Annotated in this window: 30 protein-coding genes; all 30 read right to left on the reverse strand. The window is 49.0% G+C overall.

From position 1 onward, the window contains the following. Window positions 1–22: 22 nt before the first annotated feature. Window positions 23–1,012: a DNA-directed RNA polymerase subunit alpha gene (locus DRI82_RS22285; protein ID WP_002919219.1), complete on the reverse strand. Its 990-nt coding sequence runs from the start codon at window positions 1,010–1,012 to the stop codon at window positions 23–25. A gap of 25 nt (window positions 1,013–1,037) precedes the next feature. Next, a complete protein-coding gene (gene rpsD / locus DRI82_RS22290) occupies window positions 1,038–1,658 on the reverse strand; it encodes a 30S ribosomal protein S4 (protein WP_114196099.1) in 621 nt (206 codons plus the stop codon). Between the two features lie 30 nt (window positions 1,659–1,688). Beyond that, complete coding sequence (gene rpsK / locus DRI82_RS22295) at window positions 1,689–2,078, reverse strand: 30S ribosomal protein S11 (RefSeq protein ID WP_004929731.1); 390 nt, start codon at window positions 2,076–2,078, stop codon at window positions 1,689–1,691. Between the two features lie 16 nt (window positions 2,079–2,094). Then, complete coding sequence (gene rpsM / locus DRI82_RS22300; RefSeq protein ID WP_034793665.1) at window positions 2,095–2,451, reverse strand: 30S ribosomal protein S13; 357 nt, start codon at window positions 2,449–2,451, stop codon at window positions 2,095–2,097. 147 nt (window positions 2,452–2,598) lie between these two features. Beyond that, the gene (gene rpmJ, locus DRI82_RS22305; protein WP_002227352.1) at window positions 2,599–2,715 is read right to left on the reverse strand and encodes a 50S ribosomal protein L36; all 117 of its coding nucleotides are present in this window, start codon (window positions 2,713–2,715) and stop codon (window positions 2,599–2,601) included. 33 nt (window positions 2,716–2,748) lie between these two features. Beyond that, window positions 2,749–4,080: a preprotein translocase subunit SecY gene (gene secY / locus DRI82_RS22310; RefSeq protein WP_114196100.1), complete on the reverse strand. Its 1,332-nt coding sequence runs from the start codon at window positions 4,078–4,080 to the stop codon at window positions 2,749–2,751. A 7-nt stretch (window positions 4,081–4,087) separates the two neighbouring features. Continuing rightward, window positions 4,088–4,522, reverse strand: a complete 435-nt coding sequence (rplO, locus tag DRI82_RS22315; RefSeq protein ID WP_114196101.1) for a 50S ribosomal protein L15 — start codon at window positions 4,520–4,522, stop codon at window positions 4,088–4,090. Between the two features lie 3 nt (window positions 4,523–4,525). Continuing rightward, entirely contained in the window at window positions 4,526–4,705 is a 180-nt protein-coding gene (gene rpmD, locus DRI82_RS22320; protein ID WP_114196118.1) for a 50S ribosomal protein L30, read from the reverse strand. A 5-nt stretch (window positions 4,706–4,710) separates the two neighbouring features. Then, window positions 4,711–5,211 carry a 30S ribosomal protein S5 gene (gene rpsE / locus DRI82_RS22325; protein WP_101080135.1) on the reverse strand — a complete coding sequence of 167 codons (501 nt, stop codon included), beginning with the start codon at window positions 5,209–5,211 and terminating at the stop codon, window positions 4,711–4,713. A 14-nt stretch (window positions 5,212–5,225) separates the two neighbouring features. Next, window positions 5,226–5,579 (reverse strand): 50S ribosomal protein L18, encoded by a 354-nt coding sequence (rplR, locus tag DRI82_RS22330; protein WP_114196102.1) that lies wholly within the window; start codon window positions 5,577–5,579, stop codon window positions 5,226–5,228. 9 nt (window positions 5,580–5,588) lie between these two features. After that, a complete protein-coding gene (gene rplF / locus DRI82_RS22335) occupies window positions 5,589–6,122 on the reverse strand; it encodes a 50S ribosomal protein L6 (protein WP_114196103.1) in 534 nt (177 codons plus the stop codon). Window positions 6,123–6,136: 14 nt separating this feature from the next. Further along, window positions 6,137–6,529 (reverse strand): 30S ribosomal protein S8, encoded by a 393-nt coding sequence (gene rpsH / locus DRI82_RS22340; protein WP_114196104.1) that lies wholly within the window; start codon window positions 6,527–6,529, stop codon window positions 6,137–6,139. A gap of 33 nt (window positions 6,530–6,562) precedes the next feature. After that, on the reverse strand, window positions 6,563–6,868 hold the full coding sequence (gene rpsN, locus DRI82_RS22345) for a 30S ribosomal protein S14 (protein ID WP_109491455.1): 306 nt from the start codon (window positions 6,866–6,868) through the stop codon (window positions 6,563–6,565). Between the two features lie 13 nt (window positions 6,869–6,881). Next, window positions 6,882–7,421, reverse strand: a complete 540-nt coding sequence (gene rplE, locus DRI82_RS22350) for a 50S ribosomal protein L5 (protein WP_050110016.1) — start codon at window positions 7,419–7,421, stop codon at window positions 6,882–6,884. A gap of 14 nt (window positions 7,422–7,435) precedes the next feature. Further along, window positions 7,436–7,750, reverse strand: coding sequence for a 50S ribosomal protein L24 (gene rplX / locus DRI82_RS22355; protein WP_114196105.1), 315 nt, complete (start codon window positions 7,748–7,750; stop codon window positions 7,436–7,438). 10 nt (window positions 7,751–7,760) lie between these two features. Further along, complete coding sequence (rplN, locus tag DRI82_RS22360; protein WP_114196106.1) at window positions 7,761–8,132, reverse strand: 50S ribosomal protein L14; 372 nt, start codon at window positions 8,130–8,132, stop codon at window positions 7,761–7,763. Window positions 8,133–8,297: 165 nt separating this feature from the next. Then, on the reverse strand, window positions 8,298–8,552 hold the full coding sequence (rpsQ, locus tag DRI82_RS22365) for a 30S ribosomal protein S17 (protein ID WP_114196107.1): 255 nt from the start codon (window positions 8,550–8,552) through the stop codon (window positions 8,298–8,300). After that, window positions 8,552–8,743, reverse strand: coding sequence for a 50S ribosomal protein L29 (gene rpmC, locus DRI82_RS22370; RefSeq protein WP_114196108.1), 192 nt, complete (start codon window positions 8,741–8,743; stop codon window positions 8,552–8,554). The genes rpsQ and rpmC overlap by 1 nt, the downstream gene beginning before the upstream one ends. Next, on the reverse strand, window positions 8,743–9,153 hold the full coding sequence (gene rplP, locus DRI82_RS22375) for a 50S ribosomal protein L16 (RefSeq protein WP_008927134.1): 411 nt from the start codon (window positions 9,151–9,153) through the stop codon (window positions 8,743–8,745). The genes rpmC and rplP overlap by 1 nt, the downstream gene beginning before the upstream one ends. A gap of 12 nt (window positions 9,154–9,165) precedes the next feature. Next, complete coding sequence (gene rpsC / locus DRI82_RS22380; RefSeq protein ID WP_114196109.1) at window positions 9,166–9,867, reverse strand: 30S ribosomal protein S3; 702 nt, start codon at window positions 9,865–9,867, stop codon at window positions 9,166–9,168. Between the two features lie 17 nt (window positions 9,868–9,884). Beyond that, the gene (gene rplV / locus DRI82_RS22385) at window positions 9,885–10,217 is read right to left on the reverse strand and encodes a 50S ribosomal protein L22 (RefSeq protein ID WP_004391423.1); all 333 of its coding nucleotides are present in this window, start codon (window positions 10,215–10,217) and stop codon (window positions 9,885–9,887) included. A 14-nt stretch (window positions 10,218–10,231) separates the two neighbouring features. Next, window positions 10,232–10,510, reverse strand: a complete 279-nt coding sequence (gene rpsS / locus DRI82_RS22390) for a 30S ribosomal protein S19 (RefSeq protein WP_002213430.1) — start codon at window positions 10,508–10,510, stop codon at window positions 10,232–10,234. 14 nt (window positions 10,511–10,524) lie between these two features. Continuing rightward, window positions 10,525–11,349: a 50S ribosomal protein L2 gene (gene rplB / locus DRI82_RS22395; RefSeq protein WP_114196110.1), complete on the reverse strand. Its 825-nt coding sequence runs from the start codon at window positions 11,347–11,349 to the stop codon at window positions 10,525–10,527. A gap of 18 nt (window positions 11,350–11,367) precedes the next feature. After that, window positions 11,368–11,670: a 50S ribosomal protein L23 gene (gene rplW / locus DRI82_RS22400; RefSeq protein ID WP_114196111.1), complete on the reverse strand. Its 303-nt coding sequence runs from the start codon at window positions 11,668–11,670 to the stop codon at window positions 11,368–11,370. Continuing rightward, a complete protein-coding gene (rplD, locus tag DRI82_RS22405; protein WP_114196112.1) occupies window positions 11,667–12,272 on the reverse strand; it encodes a 50S ribosomal protein L4 in 606 nt (201 codons plus the stop codon). Before rplD ends, rplW begins: the two co-directional genes overlap by 4 nt. A gap of 16 nt (window positions 12,273–12,288) precedes the next feature. Continuing rightward, the gene (gene rplC / locus DRI82_RS22410) at window positions 12,289–12,918 is read right to left on the reverse strand and encodes a 50S ribosomal protein L3 (protein ID WP_114196113.1); all 630 of its coding nucleotides are present in this window, start codon (window positions 12,916–12,918) and stop codon (window positions 12,289–12,291) included. Window positions 12,919–12,950: 32 nt separating this feature from the next. Next, entirely contained in the window at window positions 12,951–13,262 is a 312-nt protein-coding gene (gene rpsJ, locus DRI82_RS22415) for a 30S ribosomal protein S10 (RefSeq protein WP_009639175.1), read from the reverse strand. A gap of 445 nt (window positions 13,263–13,707) precedes the next feature. After that, window positions 13,708–14,187, reverse strand: a complete 480-nt coding sequence (bfr, locus tag DRI82_RS22420; RefSeq protein WP_114196114.1) for a bacterioferritin — start codon at window positions 14,185–14,187, stop codon at window positions 13,708–13,710. Window positions 14,188–14,257: 70 nt separating this feature from the next. After that, window positions 14,258–14,452, reverse strand: a complete 195-nt coding sequence (gene bfd / locus DRI82_RS22425) for a bacterioferritin-associated ferredoxin (protein WP_114196115.1) — start codon at window positions 14,450–14,452, stop codon at window positions 14,258–14,260. Window positions 14,453–14,670: 218 nt separating this feature from the next. After that, the coding region (locus DRI82_RS22430; protein ID WP_484068171.1) for an EF-Tu C-terminal domain-related protein at window positions 14,671–15,039 on the reverse strand (369 nt) is incomplete at its 5' end.

Genomic DNA, 15,039 nt, shown 5'->3' on the forward strand with positions numbered 1-15,039 from the left:
AAAACCTTAACCTGTGATCCGGTTACTCGTCAGCAATGCTTGCCGGTGGCCAGTTTTCCAGGCGCATGCCCAGAGACAGTCCACGGGAGGCCAGCACGTCTTTAATCTCAGTAAGAGATTTTTTACCCAGGTTCGGCGTTTTCAGCAACTCAACCTCGGTACGCTGTACCAGATCACCGATGTAGTGGATAGCTTCTGCCTTAAGGCAGTTAGCAGAGCGGACAGTCAATTCCAGATCGTCAACAGGGCGCAGCAAGATTGGATCGAATTCCGGCTTCTCTTCTTTAACTTCCGGCTGACGTACATCACGTAAGTCAACGAAAGCTTCCAGTTGTTCAGCAAGAATGGTTGCCGCACGGCGAATCGCCTCTTCAGGATCGATCGTGCCATTGGTTTCCATTTCGATAACCAGCTTGTCCAGGTCAGTACGCTGTTCAACACGCGCTGCTTCAACATTGTAGGCAATACGCTCTACAGGGCTATAGCATGCGTCAACCAACAGGCGACCAATCGGGCGCTCATCTTCTTCCGAATGAATTCGGGCAGAAGCCGGCACATAGCCACGACCGCGCTGAACTTTGATACGCATGCTAATAGCAGCGTTTTCATCGGTCAGGTGGCAGATGACGTGTTGCGGCTTGACGATTTCGACATCACCATCATGGGTAATGTCGGCTGCAGTCACAGGGCCAATGCCAGATTTATTCAGGGTAAGAATAACTTCATCTTTTCCTTGAACTCTCACCGCCAGCCCTTTCAGGTTGAGCAGGATCTCCAGGATATCTTCCTGTACGCCTTCTTTGGTGCTGTACTCATGCAGTACACCATCAATCTCAACCTCGGTCACCGCGCAACCCGGCATGGATGAAAGCAGAATACGGCGCAGTGCGTTGCCAAGAGTATGGCCAAAGCCACGCTCTAAAGGCTCAAGGGTCACCTTAGCGTGCGTCGAACTGACTTGCTCGATATCTACCAGGCGCGGTTTTAGAAACTCTGTCACAGAACCCTGCATTGTGTCCTCTCTTTGGTACTAAGCTTTACTTAGAGTAAAGCTCGACGATCAGGTGTTCGTTAATGTCCGCAGACAGGTCAGTACGTTCAGGAATACGTTTGAACACACCTTCCATCTTAGCAGCATCAACTTCCAGCCAAGTCGGCTTTTCACGCTGCTCAGCCAGCTCCAAAGCGGCCTTAACGCGAGATTGCTTCTTCGCCTTCTCACGAATGCTAACTACATCATTCGGAGATACCTGATAAGAAGCGATGTTGACAACGCGGCCATTAACCATAATAGCTTTGTGGCTAACCAACTGACGTGATTCTGCACGAGTGGCGCCAAAGCCCATACGGTAAACAACGTTATCCAGACGACCTTCCAGCAGTTGCAACAGGTTTGCACCAGTGTTGCCTTTCAGACGTGCTGCTTCTTTATAATAGTTACGGAATTGACGCTCAAGAACACCATAAGTACGGCGAACTTTTTGCTTTTCACGCAACTGCACACCATAGTCAGACAGACGCGGTTTACGCGCACCATGCTGGCCAGGAGCTTGTTCAATTTTACACTTGGTATCGATCGCGCGAACACCAGATTTAAGGAATAAATCAGTGCCCTCACGACGGCTAAGCTTGAGCTTAGGACCCAAATATCTTGCCATTTTCTCTCTCCAACAAACCTAAAAGCAGCGTTATACGCGACGCTTTTTCGGCGGACGACAACCGTTATGAGGGATAGGAGTCACATCAGTAATATTAGTGATGCGGAAACCAGCCGCGTTTAATGCGCGGATAGTAGACTCACGACCAGGACCAGGTCCTTTAACCATAACTTCCAGGTTCTTGATACCGTATTCTTTCACTGCGTCAGCGCAGCGCTCTGCTGCAACCTGAGCTGCGAACGGAGTCGACTTACGAGAACCACGGAAACCGGAACCACCAGCTGTTGCCCAACCCAAAGCATTACCCTGACGATCGGTAATGGTAACAATGGTGTTGTTGAAAGAAGCATGGATATGAGCCACGCCGTCAGAGACTTGTTTTCTTACACGCTTACGTGTACGAACAGGTGCCTTTGCCATTATTCAATCACCCCGATTATTTCTTGATCGGTTTACGCGGACCCTTACGGGTACGTGCGTTAGTCTTAGTACGCTGACCGCGCACTGGGAGACCACGACGATGACGCAAACCACGATAAGTTCCAAGGTCCATAAGACGCTTGATGCTCAGGGTCACTTCACGACGCAGATCACCTTCAACAATGAACTTGGCAACTTCGTCACGCAGCTTTTCGATTTGCTCTTCAGACAGCTCACTGATCTTAACATTTTCAGCAATACCGGATGCTGCACAGATAGCCTGTGAGCGGGTTTTACCGATGCCGTAGATCGAAGTTAATGCGATCACGGTATGTTTCTGATCAGGAATGTTAATGCCTGCTATACGGGCCACTATGCACTCCTACTATTTTATACGGCAACACCATTCTGAAAAGCCCGTTTTCAGGATACTCAAATAGTGTTGCAGCTTACATACAAAAGATTGGCTGGCTAATCTAGCCAGCTCAACCCAACTTTGCAAGAAAAATATGCGAGATAATCAGCCTTGACGCTGTTTATGTTTCGGCTCGGCGCTGCAAATTACGCGAACGACACCGTTACGCTTAACAATTTTGCAGTTACGACATAATTTCTTGACGGAAGCACGAACTTTCATTTTTACTCTCCGTAACTTCTCAAACGCACCAGATTAGCGATTGTAGCCTTTCAGGTTTGCTTTCTTCAATGCAGACTCGTACTGACTTGACATCATCAGAGTTTGCACTTGAGCCATAAAGTCCATGATGACCACAACTACGATAAGTAGTGAGGTACCACCAAAATAAAATGGTACTTTCATTGCGTCACGCATAAACTCCGGGATCAGGCAGATGAAAGTAATATACATCGCACCAATTAAGGTAAGGCGAGTCATTACTTTATCGATGTACTTCGCCGTTTGCTCTCCCGGACGAATTCCTGGCACGAATGCACCGGACTTCTTCAGGTTATCTGCTGTTTCACGCGGGTTAAACACCAACGCAGTGTAGAAGAAACAGAAGAAGATGATTGCAGACGCATAGAGTAACACATAAAGCGGTTGTCCAGGCTGCAAATACATCGAAATTGTAGTCAGCCAGTTCCAACCGGTACCGCCCCCGAACCATGATGCAATCGTGGCTGGGAACAGAATAATGCTGGAAGCGAAAATTGCCGGGATAACCCCTGCCATGTTCACTTTCAACGGTAAGTGTGTGCTCTGTGCTGCATAAACGCGGCGCCCTTGCTGGCGTTTTGCATAGTTAACGACGATACGACGCTGACCACGCTCAACAAACACTACAAAGAACGTCACTGCAAACACTAATACTGCAACCAACAGCAACAGAAGGAAGTGCAGGTCGCCTTGCCGAGCTTGCTCGATGGTATGGCCAATGGCCGGCGGGAGACCCGCAACAATACCAGCGAAGATTATGATTGAAATACCGTTACCGATACCTCTTTCAGTAATCTGTTCGCCAAGCCACATCAGGAACATTGTCCCGGTAACCAGACTCACTACAGCGGTAAAATAGAATGCAAAGCCTGGATTGATTACCAGACCTTGCATACCAGGCATATTCGGTAAACCGGTAGCAATACCGATCGACTGAAAAATTGCCAATACCAGCGTACCATAACGGGTGTACTGGCTTATCTTACGACGGCCAGCCTCCCCTTCTTTCTTTATTTCTGCCAATGTGGGGTGAACCACAGTCAACAGCTGGATAATGATCGACGCCGAAATATACGGCATGATTCCCAGGGCAAAGATAGAGGCACGACTGAGGGCACCACCAGAGAACATGTTAAACATTTCAATGATGGTACCTCTCTGCTGCTCAAGCAATTTAGCAAGCACAGTGGCATCGATACCAGGAATCGGAATAAAAGAGCCGATACGGAAAACAATCAGCGCACCGATAACAAACAACAGTCTGCGCTTCAGTTCGCCTAGTCCACCTTTAGCACTTTGAAAATCTAATCCTGGTTGCTTGGCCATCTGCTACTTATTCCTCAATTTTACCGCCAGCAGCTTCGATAGCAGCACGAGCGCCTTTGGTGACACGCAGACCACGCAGAGTTACCGCACGATTAACTTCGCCTGAAAGTATAACTTTCGCGAATTCAATCTGGATACCAACAACGTTAGCGGCTTTCAGCGTGTTCAGGTCGATTACGTCGCCTTCCACCAGAGCCAGTTCAGACAGACGAACTTCTGCCGTAACCATAGCTTTGCGGGAGGTGAAGCCGAATTTCGGCAAACGACGATATAAAGGCATCTGACCACCTTCAAACCCACGGCGTACGCCACCGCCAGAACGAGAGTTCTGACCTTTGTGACCACGACCAGCGGTTTTACCCAGGCCAGAACCGATACCACGACCTACACGCTTCGGCGCATGCTTGGCACCTTCAGCCGGAGACAGAGTATTTAAACGCATCTGTTACTCCTCAACTTTAACCATGTAGGAAACTGAGTTGATCATACCGCGTACAGCAGGAGTATCCTCGCGCTCTACAGTGTGACCAATACGACGCAGACCCAAACCAACCAGAGTTGCCTTGTGTTTCGGCAAACGGCCAATAGAGCTGCGAGTTTGTGTTACTTTAATAGTCTTTGCCATGGTCATTACCCCAGAATTTCTTCAACGGATTTACCACGCTTGGCAGCGACCATTTGTGGGGATTTCATATTCGCAAGAGCATCGATAGTTGCACGAACCACGTTAATCGGGTTAGTAGAACCGTATGCTTTCGCCAATACGTTATGCACCCCAGCGACTTCCAGGACGGCGCGCATTGCACCACCGGCGATAATACCGGTACCTTCGGAAGCCGGCTGCATGAACACACGGGAACCCGTATGAGCACCTTTAACAGGATGCTGCAGGGTGCCGCTGTTCAGCGCGACATTCAACATGTTGCGACGGGCTTTTTCCATCGCTTTCTGGATCGCTGCCGGAACTTCGCGTGCTTTGCCGTAGCCAAAACCCACGCGACCGTTACCATCACCAACTACTGTCAGTGCGGTAAAGCTGAAAATACGGCCACCTTTTACGGTTTTAGATACGCGGTTTACCGCGATCAGCTTTTCCTGCAGTTCGCCAGCTTGTTTTTCGATGTGAGCCATCTTACACCTCTACCTTAGAACTGAAGGCCAGCTTCACGGGCAGCATCTGCCAGTGCCTGGACTCGACCATGATATTGGAAACCGGAACGGTCAAAGGATACTTTCGTGATCCCTTTTTCCAATGCGCGTTCAGCAATAGCTTTACCTACAGCTGTGGCAGCATCTTTGTTGCCGGTATACTTCAGTTGCTCAGTGATAGCTTTTTCTACAGTAGATGCAGCTACCAATACTTCAGAACCGTTCGGTGCGATTACCTGTGCGTAAATATGACGCGGGGTACGATGTACCACGAGACGAGTCGCGCCCAGTTCTTTGAGCTTGCGGCGTGCGCGGGTCGCACGACGGATACGAGCAGATTTCTTATCCATAGTGTTACCTTACTTCTTCTTAGCCTCTTTGGTACGCACGACTTCGTCGGCGTAACGGACACCCTTACCTTTATAAGGCTCAGGACGACGGTAGGCACGGAGATCTGCTGCAACTTGACCGATCACCTGCTTATCAGCGCCTTTCAGCACGATTTCAGTTTGGCTCGGACATTCAGCAGTGATACCAGCCGGCAGTTCATGTTCAATTGGATGAGAAAAGCCCAAGGCTAAATTCACCACATTGCCTTTAACCGCTGCACGGTAACCAACACCTACCAATTGAAGCTTTTTAGTGAAGCCGTCGGTAACACCTACGACCATTGCGTTAAGCAGTGCGCGTGTGGTACCCGCTTGGGCCCAACCGCCTACAGAGCCTTCACGTGGAGCGAAAGTCAGTGTATTTTCTTCTTGCTTAACTTCAACGGCGTCATGGACAGTACGAGACAGCTCGCCGTTTTTACCCTTTATCGAAATAACCTGACCGTTGAGTTTTACCTCTACGCCGGCAGGAATGACGACGGGTGCTTTTGCAACACGAGACATTCTTTCCTCCCGAATTAAGCTACGTAGCAGATAATCTCGCCACCAAGACCAGCCTGGCGAGCTGCACGATCGGTCATAACACCTTTAGAGGTAGAAATAACAGCGATACCCATACCGGCCATAACTTTTGGCAGCTCATCTTTTTTCTTATAGATGCGCAGGCCTGGACGGCTGACTCGCTGAATGCTTTCTACGACTGGCTTGTCCTGGAAGTACTTAAGTACGAGTTCCAGTACAGGCTTGGTGTCGCCTTCGATTTTAAATTCTTCAATATAACCTTCTTCCTTCAGCACGTTGGCGATTGCCACTTTCAGCTTGGAGGAAGGCATGGTGACCGCAACTTTGTTCGCGGATTGACCGTTACGGATACGGGTCAGCATATCCGCGATCGGATCTTGCATGCTCATCTGTCTTTACTCCCGTGATTCAATTGGTGACAATTACCAGCTAGCCTTTTTAAGGCCCGGGATTTCACCGCGCATTGCGGCTTCACGGACTTTAATACGGCTCAACCCGAACTTCCGCAGGAAAGCGTGCGGACGACCAGTTTGACGGCAGCGATTACGCTGACGAGACGGGCTGGAATCACGCGGCAGAGTCTGCAGCTTAAGAACCGCATCCCAACGTTCTTCGTCGGAAGAGTTCACACCAGAGATAATAGCTTTCAATTCCTCGCGTTTAGCGCGGTATTTATCAGCCAGTTTCACGCGAACGACTTCGCGTGCTTTCATGGATTGCTTAGCCATTAGTAACCCTACCTTACTTGCGGAACGGGAATTTAAAGGCGGCCAATAATGCGCGGCCTTCATCATCGGATTTCGCAGTGGTGGTAATGGTAATATCCAAACCACGAACGCGATCGACTTTGTCATAGTCGATTTCCGGGAAGATGATCTGCTCACGCACACCCATGCTGTAGTTACCACGGCCATCGAATGACTTGGCGGACAAGCCACGGAAGTCACGGATACGTGGTACAGCAATGGAAATCAGACGCTCAAAGAACTCCCACATGCGCTCGCCACGCAGAGTTACTTTACAGCCGATCGGATAGCCCTGGCGGATTTTGAAGCCTGCAACAGATTTGCGTGCTTTGGTGATAAACGGTTTTTGACCGGAGATTGCTGCCAAATCAGCTGCTGCGTTATCCAGCAGTTTTTTGTCAGCAATAGCTTCACCAACACCCATATTCAGGGTGATCTTCTCGACCCGTGGGACTTGCATGACAGAATTGTAGCCAAACTGAGACATCAGTTGTTTGACTACCTCGTCTTTGTAGTAATCATGCAGTTTCGCCATCGTACTACTCCAAATTACTTGATAGTTTCGCTATTAGACTTGAAGAAACGGACTTTTTTGCCGTCTTCGAATCTAAAGCCTACACGGTCAGCCTTGCCGGTTGCCGCATTGAAGAGTGCAATGTTGGAAACTTGAATAGCAGCTTCTTTTTCAACAATGCCACCTGGTTGATTCAGGGCCGGGACAGGCTTCTGATGTTTTTTAACCAGGTTGATACCTTCAACGATGACCTTACCAGAAGACAGGACACTTTTAACTTTTCCGCGCTTACCTTTATCTTTGCCGGTCAGCACGACAACTTCGTCATCACGACGGATTTTCGCTGCCATGGTTCGCTCCTTAGAGTACTTCTGGTGCCAGAGAGATAATTTTCATGAACTTTTCATTACGCAGTTCACGAGTTACCGGCCCAAAAATACGCGTACCGATAGGTTGCTCACTGTTATTGTTTAAAATAACACAAGCATTTCCATCGAAGCGAATGACAGAACCGTCCGGGCGACGTACACCCTTCTTGGTGCGCACCACTACCGCCTTCAGCACATCGCCTTTCTTCACCTTGCCACGAGGAATTGCTTCCTTGATGGTGATCTTGATGATGTCGCCGACGCCTGCGTAGCGACGGTGCGAGCCACCTAGAACCTTGATACACATTACGCGACGTGCACCGGAGTTGTCGGCCACGCTCAGCATAGTCTGTTCTTGGATCATGTTAGTGCTCCGCTAATGTCAACTACTACTTTAGGACCCAGAATAGGTCGTTCAAAAGCCCCATAAATGAGGGCGCGGCATTATAACACCGGTTCCAGATTATGGGTAGAAAAAATAAACGGCTCACTTTCTGAGCCGTTTATCGTGTTCGAGTCAGCTACTCTATTACAGAATCGCTTTCTCTACAACGCGAACCAGCGTCCAGGATTTAGTCTTGGACAGCGGACGGCATTCGCGGATTTCCACCACGTCACCAGTACCGCATTCGTTGTTCTCGTCATGTACGTGCAGCTTAGTCGTACGTTTGATGAATTTACCGTAGATCGGGTGCTTCACAAAACGTTCAATCGCAACAACGATGGATTTCTCCATTTTGTTGCTGATTACACGACCTTGCAGAGTACGGATATTGTCACTCATTACGCACCCGCCTTCTCAGTCAGTAAAGTCTTAACGCGAGCAACATTGCGACGCACTTGCTTTAATACGTGAGTCTGTTGCAGCTGGCCACTTGCTGTCTGCATGCGCAAATTAAATTGCTCGCGCAGCAGGTTCAGTAGCTCGGTGTTCAGCTCTTCAACACTTTTTTCACGCAGCTCTTTTGCTTTCATTACATCACCGTCTTAGTTACAAAGGTGGTTTTGATAGGCAGTTTCGCTGCTGCCAGCTTGAATGCTTCGCGGGCCAGCTCTTCGGGCACACCGTCCATTTCATACAGGACCTTTCCAGGCTGGATCAGGGCAACCCAATACTCTACGTTCCCCTTACCTTTACCCATACGAACTTCGAGCGGCTTCTCGGTGATCGGTTTGTCCGGGAATACACGGATCCAGATCTTACCTTGACGCTTAACTGCACGGGTCATCGCACGACGTGCTGCTTCAATTTGACGAGCAGTCAGGCGACCACGGCCAACAGCTTTCAGACCGAAAGTGCCGAAGCTCACATCCGTACCTGCAGCCAGACCACGGTTGCGGCCTTTATGCACCTTACGGAATTTTGTACGCTTTGGTTGTAACATCAGCGACGCTCCTTACTTGCGGCCTTTACGCTGCTGCTTTTTAGGTTGAACAGTCGGTTTTTCCGGTTGTTCAACTGCAGCCATACCACCCAGGATCTCACCTTTGAAGATCCACACTTTTACGCCGATAACACCATAAGTGGTGTGCGCTTCGGAAGTGTTGTAATCGATATCCGCACGCAGAGTATGCAACGGAACACGACCTTCACGGTACCATTCAGTACGCGCGATTTCAGCACCGCCAAGGCGGCCGCTTACTTCAACTTTGATACCCTTAGCGCCAAGACGCATTGCGTTCTGTACTGCACGCTTCATAGCACGACGGAACATAACACGACGTTCCAGCTGTGAAGTGATGCTGTCAGCAACCAATTTTGCGTCAAGTTCCGGTTTACGGACTTCGGCGATGTTAATTTGCGCAGGAACGCCAGCGATATCCGCTACGACCTTACGCAGTTTTTCGACATCTTCACCTTTCTTGCCGATAACGATGCCTGGACGAGCGGTGTGAATAGTCACACGGATGCTCTTGGCCGGACGCTCGATAACGATGCGAGAAACGGAAGCTTTCGACAATTCCTTAGTCAGGAATTGACGAACTTTAAAGTCGCTGTCCAGGTTGTCAGCGAATTCTTTGGTATTCGCGTACCAGGTAGAGTTCCAAGGTTTGACAATACCCAGTCGAATACCATTAGGATGTACTTTCTGACCCATTGCTAGTCTCCAGAGTCTCAGCGATCGGACACAACCACAGTAATGTGGCTGGTGCGCTTCAGGATTCGATCTGCACGACCTTTTGCACGCGGCATAATGCGCTTCATGCTTGGGCCTTCGTCTACGAAAATCTTCGTGACTTTCAGATCGTCGATGTCAGCGCCATCGTTGTGTTCTGCGTTAGCAATGGCAGACTCCAGCACTTTCTTAACCAGACCAGCAGCTTTCTTGTTGGTGTAGGCCAATGTTTCCAGAGCTTGCGACACTTTCTTACCGCGGATCAGGTCAGCCACAAGGCGTACCTTCTGAGCAGAAGAACGAGCGTGGCGATGTTTAGCGATAGTTTCCATCTCTTCCTCCTACCTTAGCGCTTCTTAGCCTTTTTATCGGCCGCGTGGCCGCGATAAGTACGAGTCGGCGCGAATTCACCCAGTTTGTGACCGACCATTTCATCGGAAACGAACACCGGAACGTGCTGACGACCATTATGGACAGCGATGGTCAAACCGATCATGTTTGGAAAGACCGTTGAACGACGGGACCAAGTGCGAATTGGCTTCTTGTCTCCGCTTTCCACCGCTTTCTCTACCTTCTTCAGCAAGTGCAGGTCTATAAATGGACCTTTCTTGAGAGAACGTGGCATGGCTTATCCTCTAATTATTTTTTACTACGGCGACGTACGATGAACTTATCAGTACGCTTGTTGCTTCGGGTCTTCTTACCTTTGGTTTGAACGCCCCACGGGGTTACCGGGTGCTTACCAAAGTTACGACCTTCACCACCACCGTGCGGGTGATCTACCGGGTTCATCGCAGTACCGCGAACGGTAGGGCGAATACCACGCCAACGTGCAGCACCTGCTTTACCCAGAACGCGAAGCATATGTTCAGAGTTACCGACTTCACCTAAGGTGGCGCGGCAATCAGATTGAACTTTACGCATTTCGCCAGAGCGCAGACGCAGAGTTACGTAGGAACCATCACGTGCAACGATCTGAACGTATGCACCAGCAGAACGAGCCAGTTGGCCGCCTTTACCTGGTTTCATTTCTACGTTATGAACCGTTGAACCAACTGGAATATTGCGCATCGGCAGGGTATTACCCGTTTTGATTGCAGCATCAACACCAGATTGGATTTGGTCACCCACTTTCAGGCCTTTCGGCGCCAGGATATAACGGCGTTCGCCGTCTTTGTACAGAACCAGCGCGATATTCGCGGAACGGTTCGGATCGTACTCCAGACGCTCAACCACTGCAGCGATACCGTCTTTGTTGCGTTTAAAGTCAACCAGACGATACTGTTGCTTGTGGCCACCACCGATATGACGGGTGGTGATACGGCCATTGTTGTTACGACCACCGCTTTTGCTCAGTTTTTCAAGCAGCGGGGCATAAGGCTTACCCTTGTGCAGCTCAGGGTTAACCACTTTAACAACGTGGCGACGACCCGGAGATGTAGGTTTACATTTAACAATTGCCATTGTTCTTACTCCTCCGACTTACTCTGCGCCGCTGATGAAGTCCAGATTCTGGCCTTCTTTCAGGGTGACGTAAGCTTTTTTCCAGTCGCTACGACGACCGACACGCTGTCCATGACGCTTAACTTTCCCTTTAACTACCAGGGTGTTAACGACTTCGACTTCGACTTCAAACAGTTTCTGCACAGCAGCTTTGATTTCTGCTTTAGTCGCGTCTTTAGCAACTTTGAGAACGATGGTGTTGTTCTTTTCCATCGCTGTAGACGCTTTTTCAGAAACGTGCGGCGCGCGCAGTACTTTCAGCAGACGTTCTTCACGGATCATGCCAGCATCTCCTCAACTTGCTTCACAGCTTCAGCAGTCATGACCACTTTGTCGAAGGCGATCAGGCTGACAGGATCGATACCTGCTGCATCACGCACGTCAACCTTGTACAGGTTACGCGCAGCCAGGAACAGATTTTCATCCAGTTCACCGGTGATGATCAGCACGTCTTCCAGAGCCATGTCTTTCAGTTTCTGTGCGAGCAACTTGGTTTTAGGTGCATCTACAGAGAACGTCTCGACAACGATCAGACGATCTTGACGTACCAACTCGGACAGGATGCTTTTCAGCGCGCCGCGGTACATCTTTTTATTTACTTTCTGACTGTGATCCTGTGGCTTTGCAGCAAAGGTCACACCACCGGAACGCCAGATCGGGCTCTTTACAGTGCCTGAACGCGCACGGCCAGTACCTTTCTGACGCCATGGTTTCTTACCGGAACCAGTTACTTCAGCACGGGTCTTCTGAGCGCGAGTACCTTGACGGGCACCTGCTGCGTAAGCAACAACAACCTGGTGAACAAGCGCTTCATTGAAATCACGCCCGAAGGTAGTTTCGGAAACAGTCAGCGCGCTTTGCGCGTCTTTCATTACCAATTCCATTCCTATCTCCTCGACGTTACGCCTTGACAGCCGGTTTAACGATCAGGTTGCTACCGGTAGCTCCCGGAACAGCACCCTTGACCAGCAGCAGGTTGCGCTCAGCGTCAACACGTACTACGTCCAGGCTCTGAACGGTTACACGTTCGTTACCCATCTGGCCTGCCATTTTCTTGCCTTTGAACACTTTGCCCGGAGTCTGGTTCTGACCGATAGAACCCGGAACACGGTGAGACAAGGAGTTACCGTGGGTAGCATCTTGAGTACGGAAGTTCCAGCGCTTTACAGTGCCTGCAAATCCTTTACCTTTAGAAGTACCGGTAACGTCAACTTTTTTAACGTCTGTGAAAATCTCAACGCTAATATCTTGACCTGTAGTGAACTCTTCACCTTCTGCAAGGCGGAATTCCCACAGACCACGGCCAGCTTCAACGCCAGCTTTAGCGAAGTGACCCGCTTCTGGTTTGGTAACACGGTTTGCTTTTTTAGCACCGGTTGTTACCTGTACAGCGCGGTAACCGTCAGTATCCAGGTCTTTGACCTGAGTAACGCGGTTTGCTTCAATTTCGATAACGGTTACTGGGATAGAAACGCCATCTTCAGTGAAGATACGGGTCATGCCCACTTTTTTACCGACTAAACCAATCATTGTTTCAACCTCTCAATCGCTCAATGACCTGATTAACCCAGGCTGATCTGCACGTCTACACCGGCAGCCAGATCCAGACGCATCAGAGCATCAACGGTTTTTTCAGTTGGCTCAACGATGTCAACCAGACGCTTGTGAGTGCGAATTTCATACTGATCGCGCGCATCTTTGTTGACGTGCGGAGAAATCAGAATGGTAAAGCGCTCTTTGCGAGTCGGCAGCGGGATCGGACCACGTACTTGTGCGCCAGTGCGCTTTGCAGTCTCGACGATTTCCGCAGTTGATTGATCGATCAGACGATGATCAAACGCTTTAAGGCGGATACGGATTCTTTGGTTCTGCATGAGACCAGAGCTCCAATTATTTATAAACGTAAATAATTACTCCTCACACCCATTTCGATTGATGGGGGAGTGTAATCGTCTAGCATATAACCCCCATATCGGGAGTATTGTTTGGTTGATTATTGGTGCCAATCGACCAACTGAATCATATCGATTCAGACTTACCAAGCTTAGGTAAGCCCGCGCATTATACGCAAACCAGTTGAGGAAGCAACCCGGACGGGGAAAAAAAGTGCTTTTATTTCGTTCATAGCTGCCCTGCACACACGGTGGCCTGGGCAAGATTTGGGGTGTCAGATTTTAGAAGGGAAGATTGCTTGGGGCTATGTATTTATACCCTACCCGTTGCTGCCAGTCAGGAAACTGCAAAGACATTGTATAATGCATCAGCCAACGGATAATATTTCCTGGCTGATGCACAGGTAGCTAAAAGTCATAGCAGAGATTATTGTGATTCTTTTTTCAGTTGCGACTGTACATAGTTCTGTATGCCAATCCGGCCGATTAGATCGAGTTCTGTCTCCAGCCAATCAATGTGGCGTTCTTCGTCCTTCAAAATAGTGATCATCAAGTCACGGCTCACATAATCTTTCAGATCGTCAGCGAGTTTAATGCCTTCCCGCAGATTTTTTGCGCCATCGAGTTCCAGTTGCAAATCAGACCGCAGCATCTCTTCCACATCTTCGCCAATATTCAATTTGCCTAAATCCTGCAAATTAGGCAGACCTTCGAGGAAAAGAATACGCTCGATATACAAATCCGCATGCTTCATTTCATCAATTGACTCGTGGTACTCGATATCATTGAGACGTTTTAGTCCCCAATTTTTAAACATGCGGGCATGGAGAAAGTACTGATTGATTGCAACCAGTTCATTTCCAAGAAGAATATTAAGATGATTAATTATTTTGAGATCGCCTTTCATAGATTACTCCTCCGTTCCAGTATCTATAGCGTAGATCCGGGACAGAGTAAGTCAATAAAATGGCGTTTATTTACGCTATATTTTCAAATTGTGGGATTTGCTGCAGTTCATCTTCCATTATCTGGCGTGCAACACGGATACACTTGCCACACTGCGTACCCACGGGCACAAAATTTCTGAGCTGCTGAATAGATTGTGGTTGATACCGACGTACTACCTGACGAATTACCTTATCACTTACCGCATTACACAAACATACGTACATTATTCGCACTCAACGATCAAACTTTAAGCACAGTGTAAATGAGAATGGTTGTGATTACAAATTTTGTTCAGCGTACAGTGATTTCACTTTATGAGCCGTAAATAATTTATTGAAAATAAATAGGGCATTGGGACAAGTAATGTCCACGTCTTTACTTCCTAAAAAAGCGCAGTAAAAAAGGGCGCCTAAGCGCCCTTTTCCTGAAAAATTATCAGCGATTACGCGATAACTTTAGCAACTACACCGGCACCAACAGTACGGCCGCCTTCACGGATTGCAAAACGCAAACCGTCGTCCATCGCGATTGGATGGATCAGGGTGACAACCATGTTCACGTTGTCGCCTGGCATTACCATCTCTACGCCTTCTGGCAGTTCGATGGTGCCCGTCACGTCTGTTGTACGGAAGTAGAACTGTGGACGGTAGCCTTTGAAGAACGGAGTATGACGACCGCCTTCATCTTTGCTCAGAATATAGACTTCTGAATCAAAGGTGGTGTGTGGCTTGATTGAACCTGGTTTCGCCAGGACCTGACCACGTTCGATTTCTTCACGCTTGATACCACGCAGCAGAACACCAACGTTCTC

Origin of the sequence: Edaphovirga cremea, from assembly GCF_003332275.1 — a bacterium.
GTDB classification, from domain to species: domain Bacteria; phylum Pseudomonadota; class Gammaproteobacteria; order Enterobacterales; family Enterobacteriaceae; genus Edaphovirga; species Edaphovirga cremea.

What these genes read in the sequence shown, in the direction of transcription:
- rpmC (WP_114196108.1), bottom strand. Translation starts at nt 8,743, where the DNA reads ATGAAAGCAAAAGAGCTGCGTGAAAAAAGTGTTGAAGAGCTGAACACC.
- rpmJ (WP_002227352.1), bottom strand. Translation starts at nt 2,715, where the DNA reads ATGAAAGTTCGTGCTTCCGTCAAGAAATTATGTCGTAACTGCAAAATT.
- secY (WP_114196100.1), bottom strand. Translation starts at nt 4,080, where the DNA reads ATGGCCAAGCAACCAGGATTAGATTTTCAAAGTGCTAAAGGTGGACTA.
- DRI82_RS22285 (WP_002919219.1), bottom strand. Translation starts at nt 1,012, where the DNA reads ATGCAGGGTTCTGTGACAGAGTTTCTAAAACCGCGCCTGGTAGATATC.
- rplW (WP_114196111.1), bottom strand. Translation starts at nt 11,670, where the DNA reads ATGATCCGTGAAGAACGTCTGCTGAAAGTACTGCGCGCGCCGCACGTT.
- bfd (WP_114196115.1), bottom strand. Translation starts at nt 14,452, where the DNA reads ATGTACGTATGTTTGTGTAATGCGGTAAGTGATAAGGTAATTCGTCAG.
- rplP (WP_008927134.1), bottom strand. Translation starts at nt 9,153, where the DNA reads ATGTTACAACCAAAGCGTACAAAATTCCGTAAGGTGCATAAAGGCCGC.
- rplE (WP_050110016.1), bottom strand. Translation starts at nt 7,421, where the DNA reads ATGGCGAAACTGCATGATTACTACAAAGACGAGGTAGTCAAACAACTG.
- rpsN (WP_109491455.1), bottom strand. Translation starts at nt 6,868, where the DNA reads ATGGCTAAGCAATCCATGAAAGCACGCGAAGTCGTTCGCGTGAAACTG.
- rpsK (WP_004929731.1), bottom strand. Translation starts at nt 2,078, where the DNA reads ATGGCAAAGGCACCTGTTCGTACACGTAAGCGTGTAAGAAAACAAGTC.
- rpsQ (WP_114196107.1), bottom strand. Translation starts at nt 8,552, where the DNA reads ATGAGTGACAATATCCGTACTCTGCAAGGTCGTGTAATCAGCAACAAA.
- rplR (WP_114196102.1), bottom strand. Translation starts at nt 5,579, where the DNA reads ATGGATAAGAAATCTGCTCGTATCCGTCGTGCGACCCGCGCACGCCGC.
- rpsD (WP_114196099.1), bottom strand. Translation starts at nt 1,658, where the DNA reads ATGGCAAGATATTTGGGTCCTAAGCTCAAGCTTAGCCGTCGTGAGGGC.
- rpsJ (WP_009639175.1), bottom strand. Translation starts at nt 13,262, where the DNA reads ATGCAGAACCAAAGAATCCGTATCCGCCTTAAAGCGTTTGATCATCGT.
- rplN (WP_114196106.1), bottom strand. Translation starts at nt 8,132, where the DNA reads ATGATCCAAGAACAGACTATGCTGAGCGTGGCCGACAACTCCGGTGCA.
- rplF (WP_114196103.1), bottom strand. Translation starts at nt 6,122, where the DNA reads ATGTCTCGTGTTGCAAAAGCACCCGTCGTCATTCCTGCCGGCGTAGAG.
- rpsS (WP_002213430.1), bottom strand. Translation starts at nt 10,510, where the DNA reads ATGCCACGTTCTCTCAAGAAAGGTCCATTTATAGACCTGCACTTGCTG.
- bfr (WP_114196114.1), bottom strand. Translation starts at nt 14,187, where the DNA reads ATGAAAGGCGATCTCAAAATAATTAATCATCTTAATATTCTTCTTGGA.
- rplD (WP_114196112.1), bottom strand. Translation starts at nt 12,272, where the DNA reads ATGGAATTGGTAATGAAAGACGCGCAAAGCGCGCTGACTGTTTCCGAA.
- rplX (WP_114196105.1), bottom strand. Translation starts at nt 7,750, where the DNA reads ATGGCAGCGAAAATCCGTCGTGATGACGAAGTTGTCGTGCTGACCGGC.
- rpsC (WP_114196109.1), bottom strand. Translation starts at nt 9,867, where the DNA reads ATGGGTCAGAAAGTACATCCTAATGGTATTCGACTGGGTATTGTCAAA.
- rpsH (WP_114196104.1), bottom strand. Translation starts at nt 6,529, where the DNA reads ATGAGCATGCAAGATCCGATCGCGGATATGCTGACCCGTATCCGTAAC.
- rpsE (WP_101080135.1), bottom strand. Translation starts at nt 5,211, where the DNA reads ATGGCTCACATCGAAAAACAAGCTGGCGAACTGCAGGAAAAGCTGATC.
- rplB (WP_114196110.1), bottom strand. Translation starts at nt 11,349, where the DNA reads ATGGCAATTGTTAAATGTAAACCTACATCTCCGGGTCGTCGCCACGTT.
- rplV (WP_004391423.1), bottom strand. Translation starts at nt 10,217, where the DNA reads ATGGAAACTATCGCTAAACATCGCCACGCTCGTTCTTCTGCTCAGAAG.
- rpmD (WP_114196118.1), bottom strand. Translation starts at nt 4,705, where the DNA reads ATGGCAAAGACTATTAAAGTAACACAAACTCGCAGCTCTATTGGCCGT.
- rplO (WP_114196101.1), bottom strand. Translation starts at nt 4,522, where the DNA reads ATGCGTTTAAATACTCTGTCTCCGGCTGAAGGTGCCAAGCATGCGCCG.
- rplC (WP_114196113.1), bottom strand. Translation starts at nt 12,918, where the DNA reads ATGATTGGTTTAGTCGGTAAAAAAGTGGGCATGACCCGTATCTTCACT.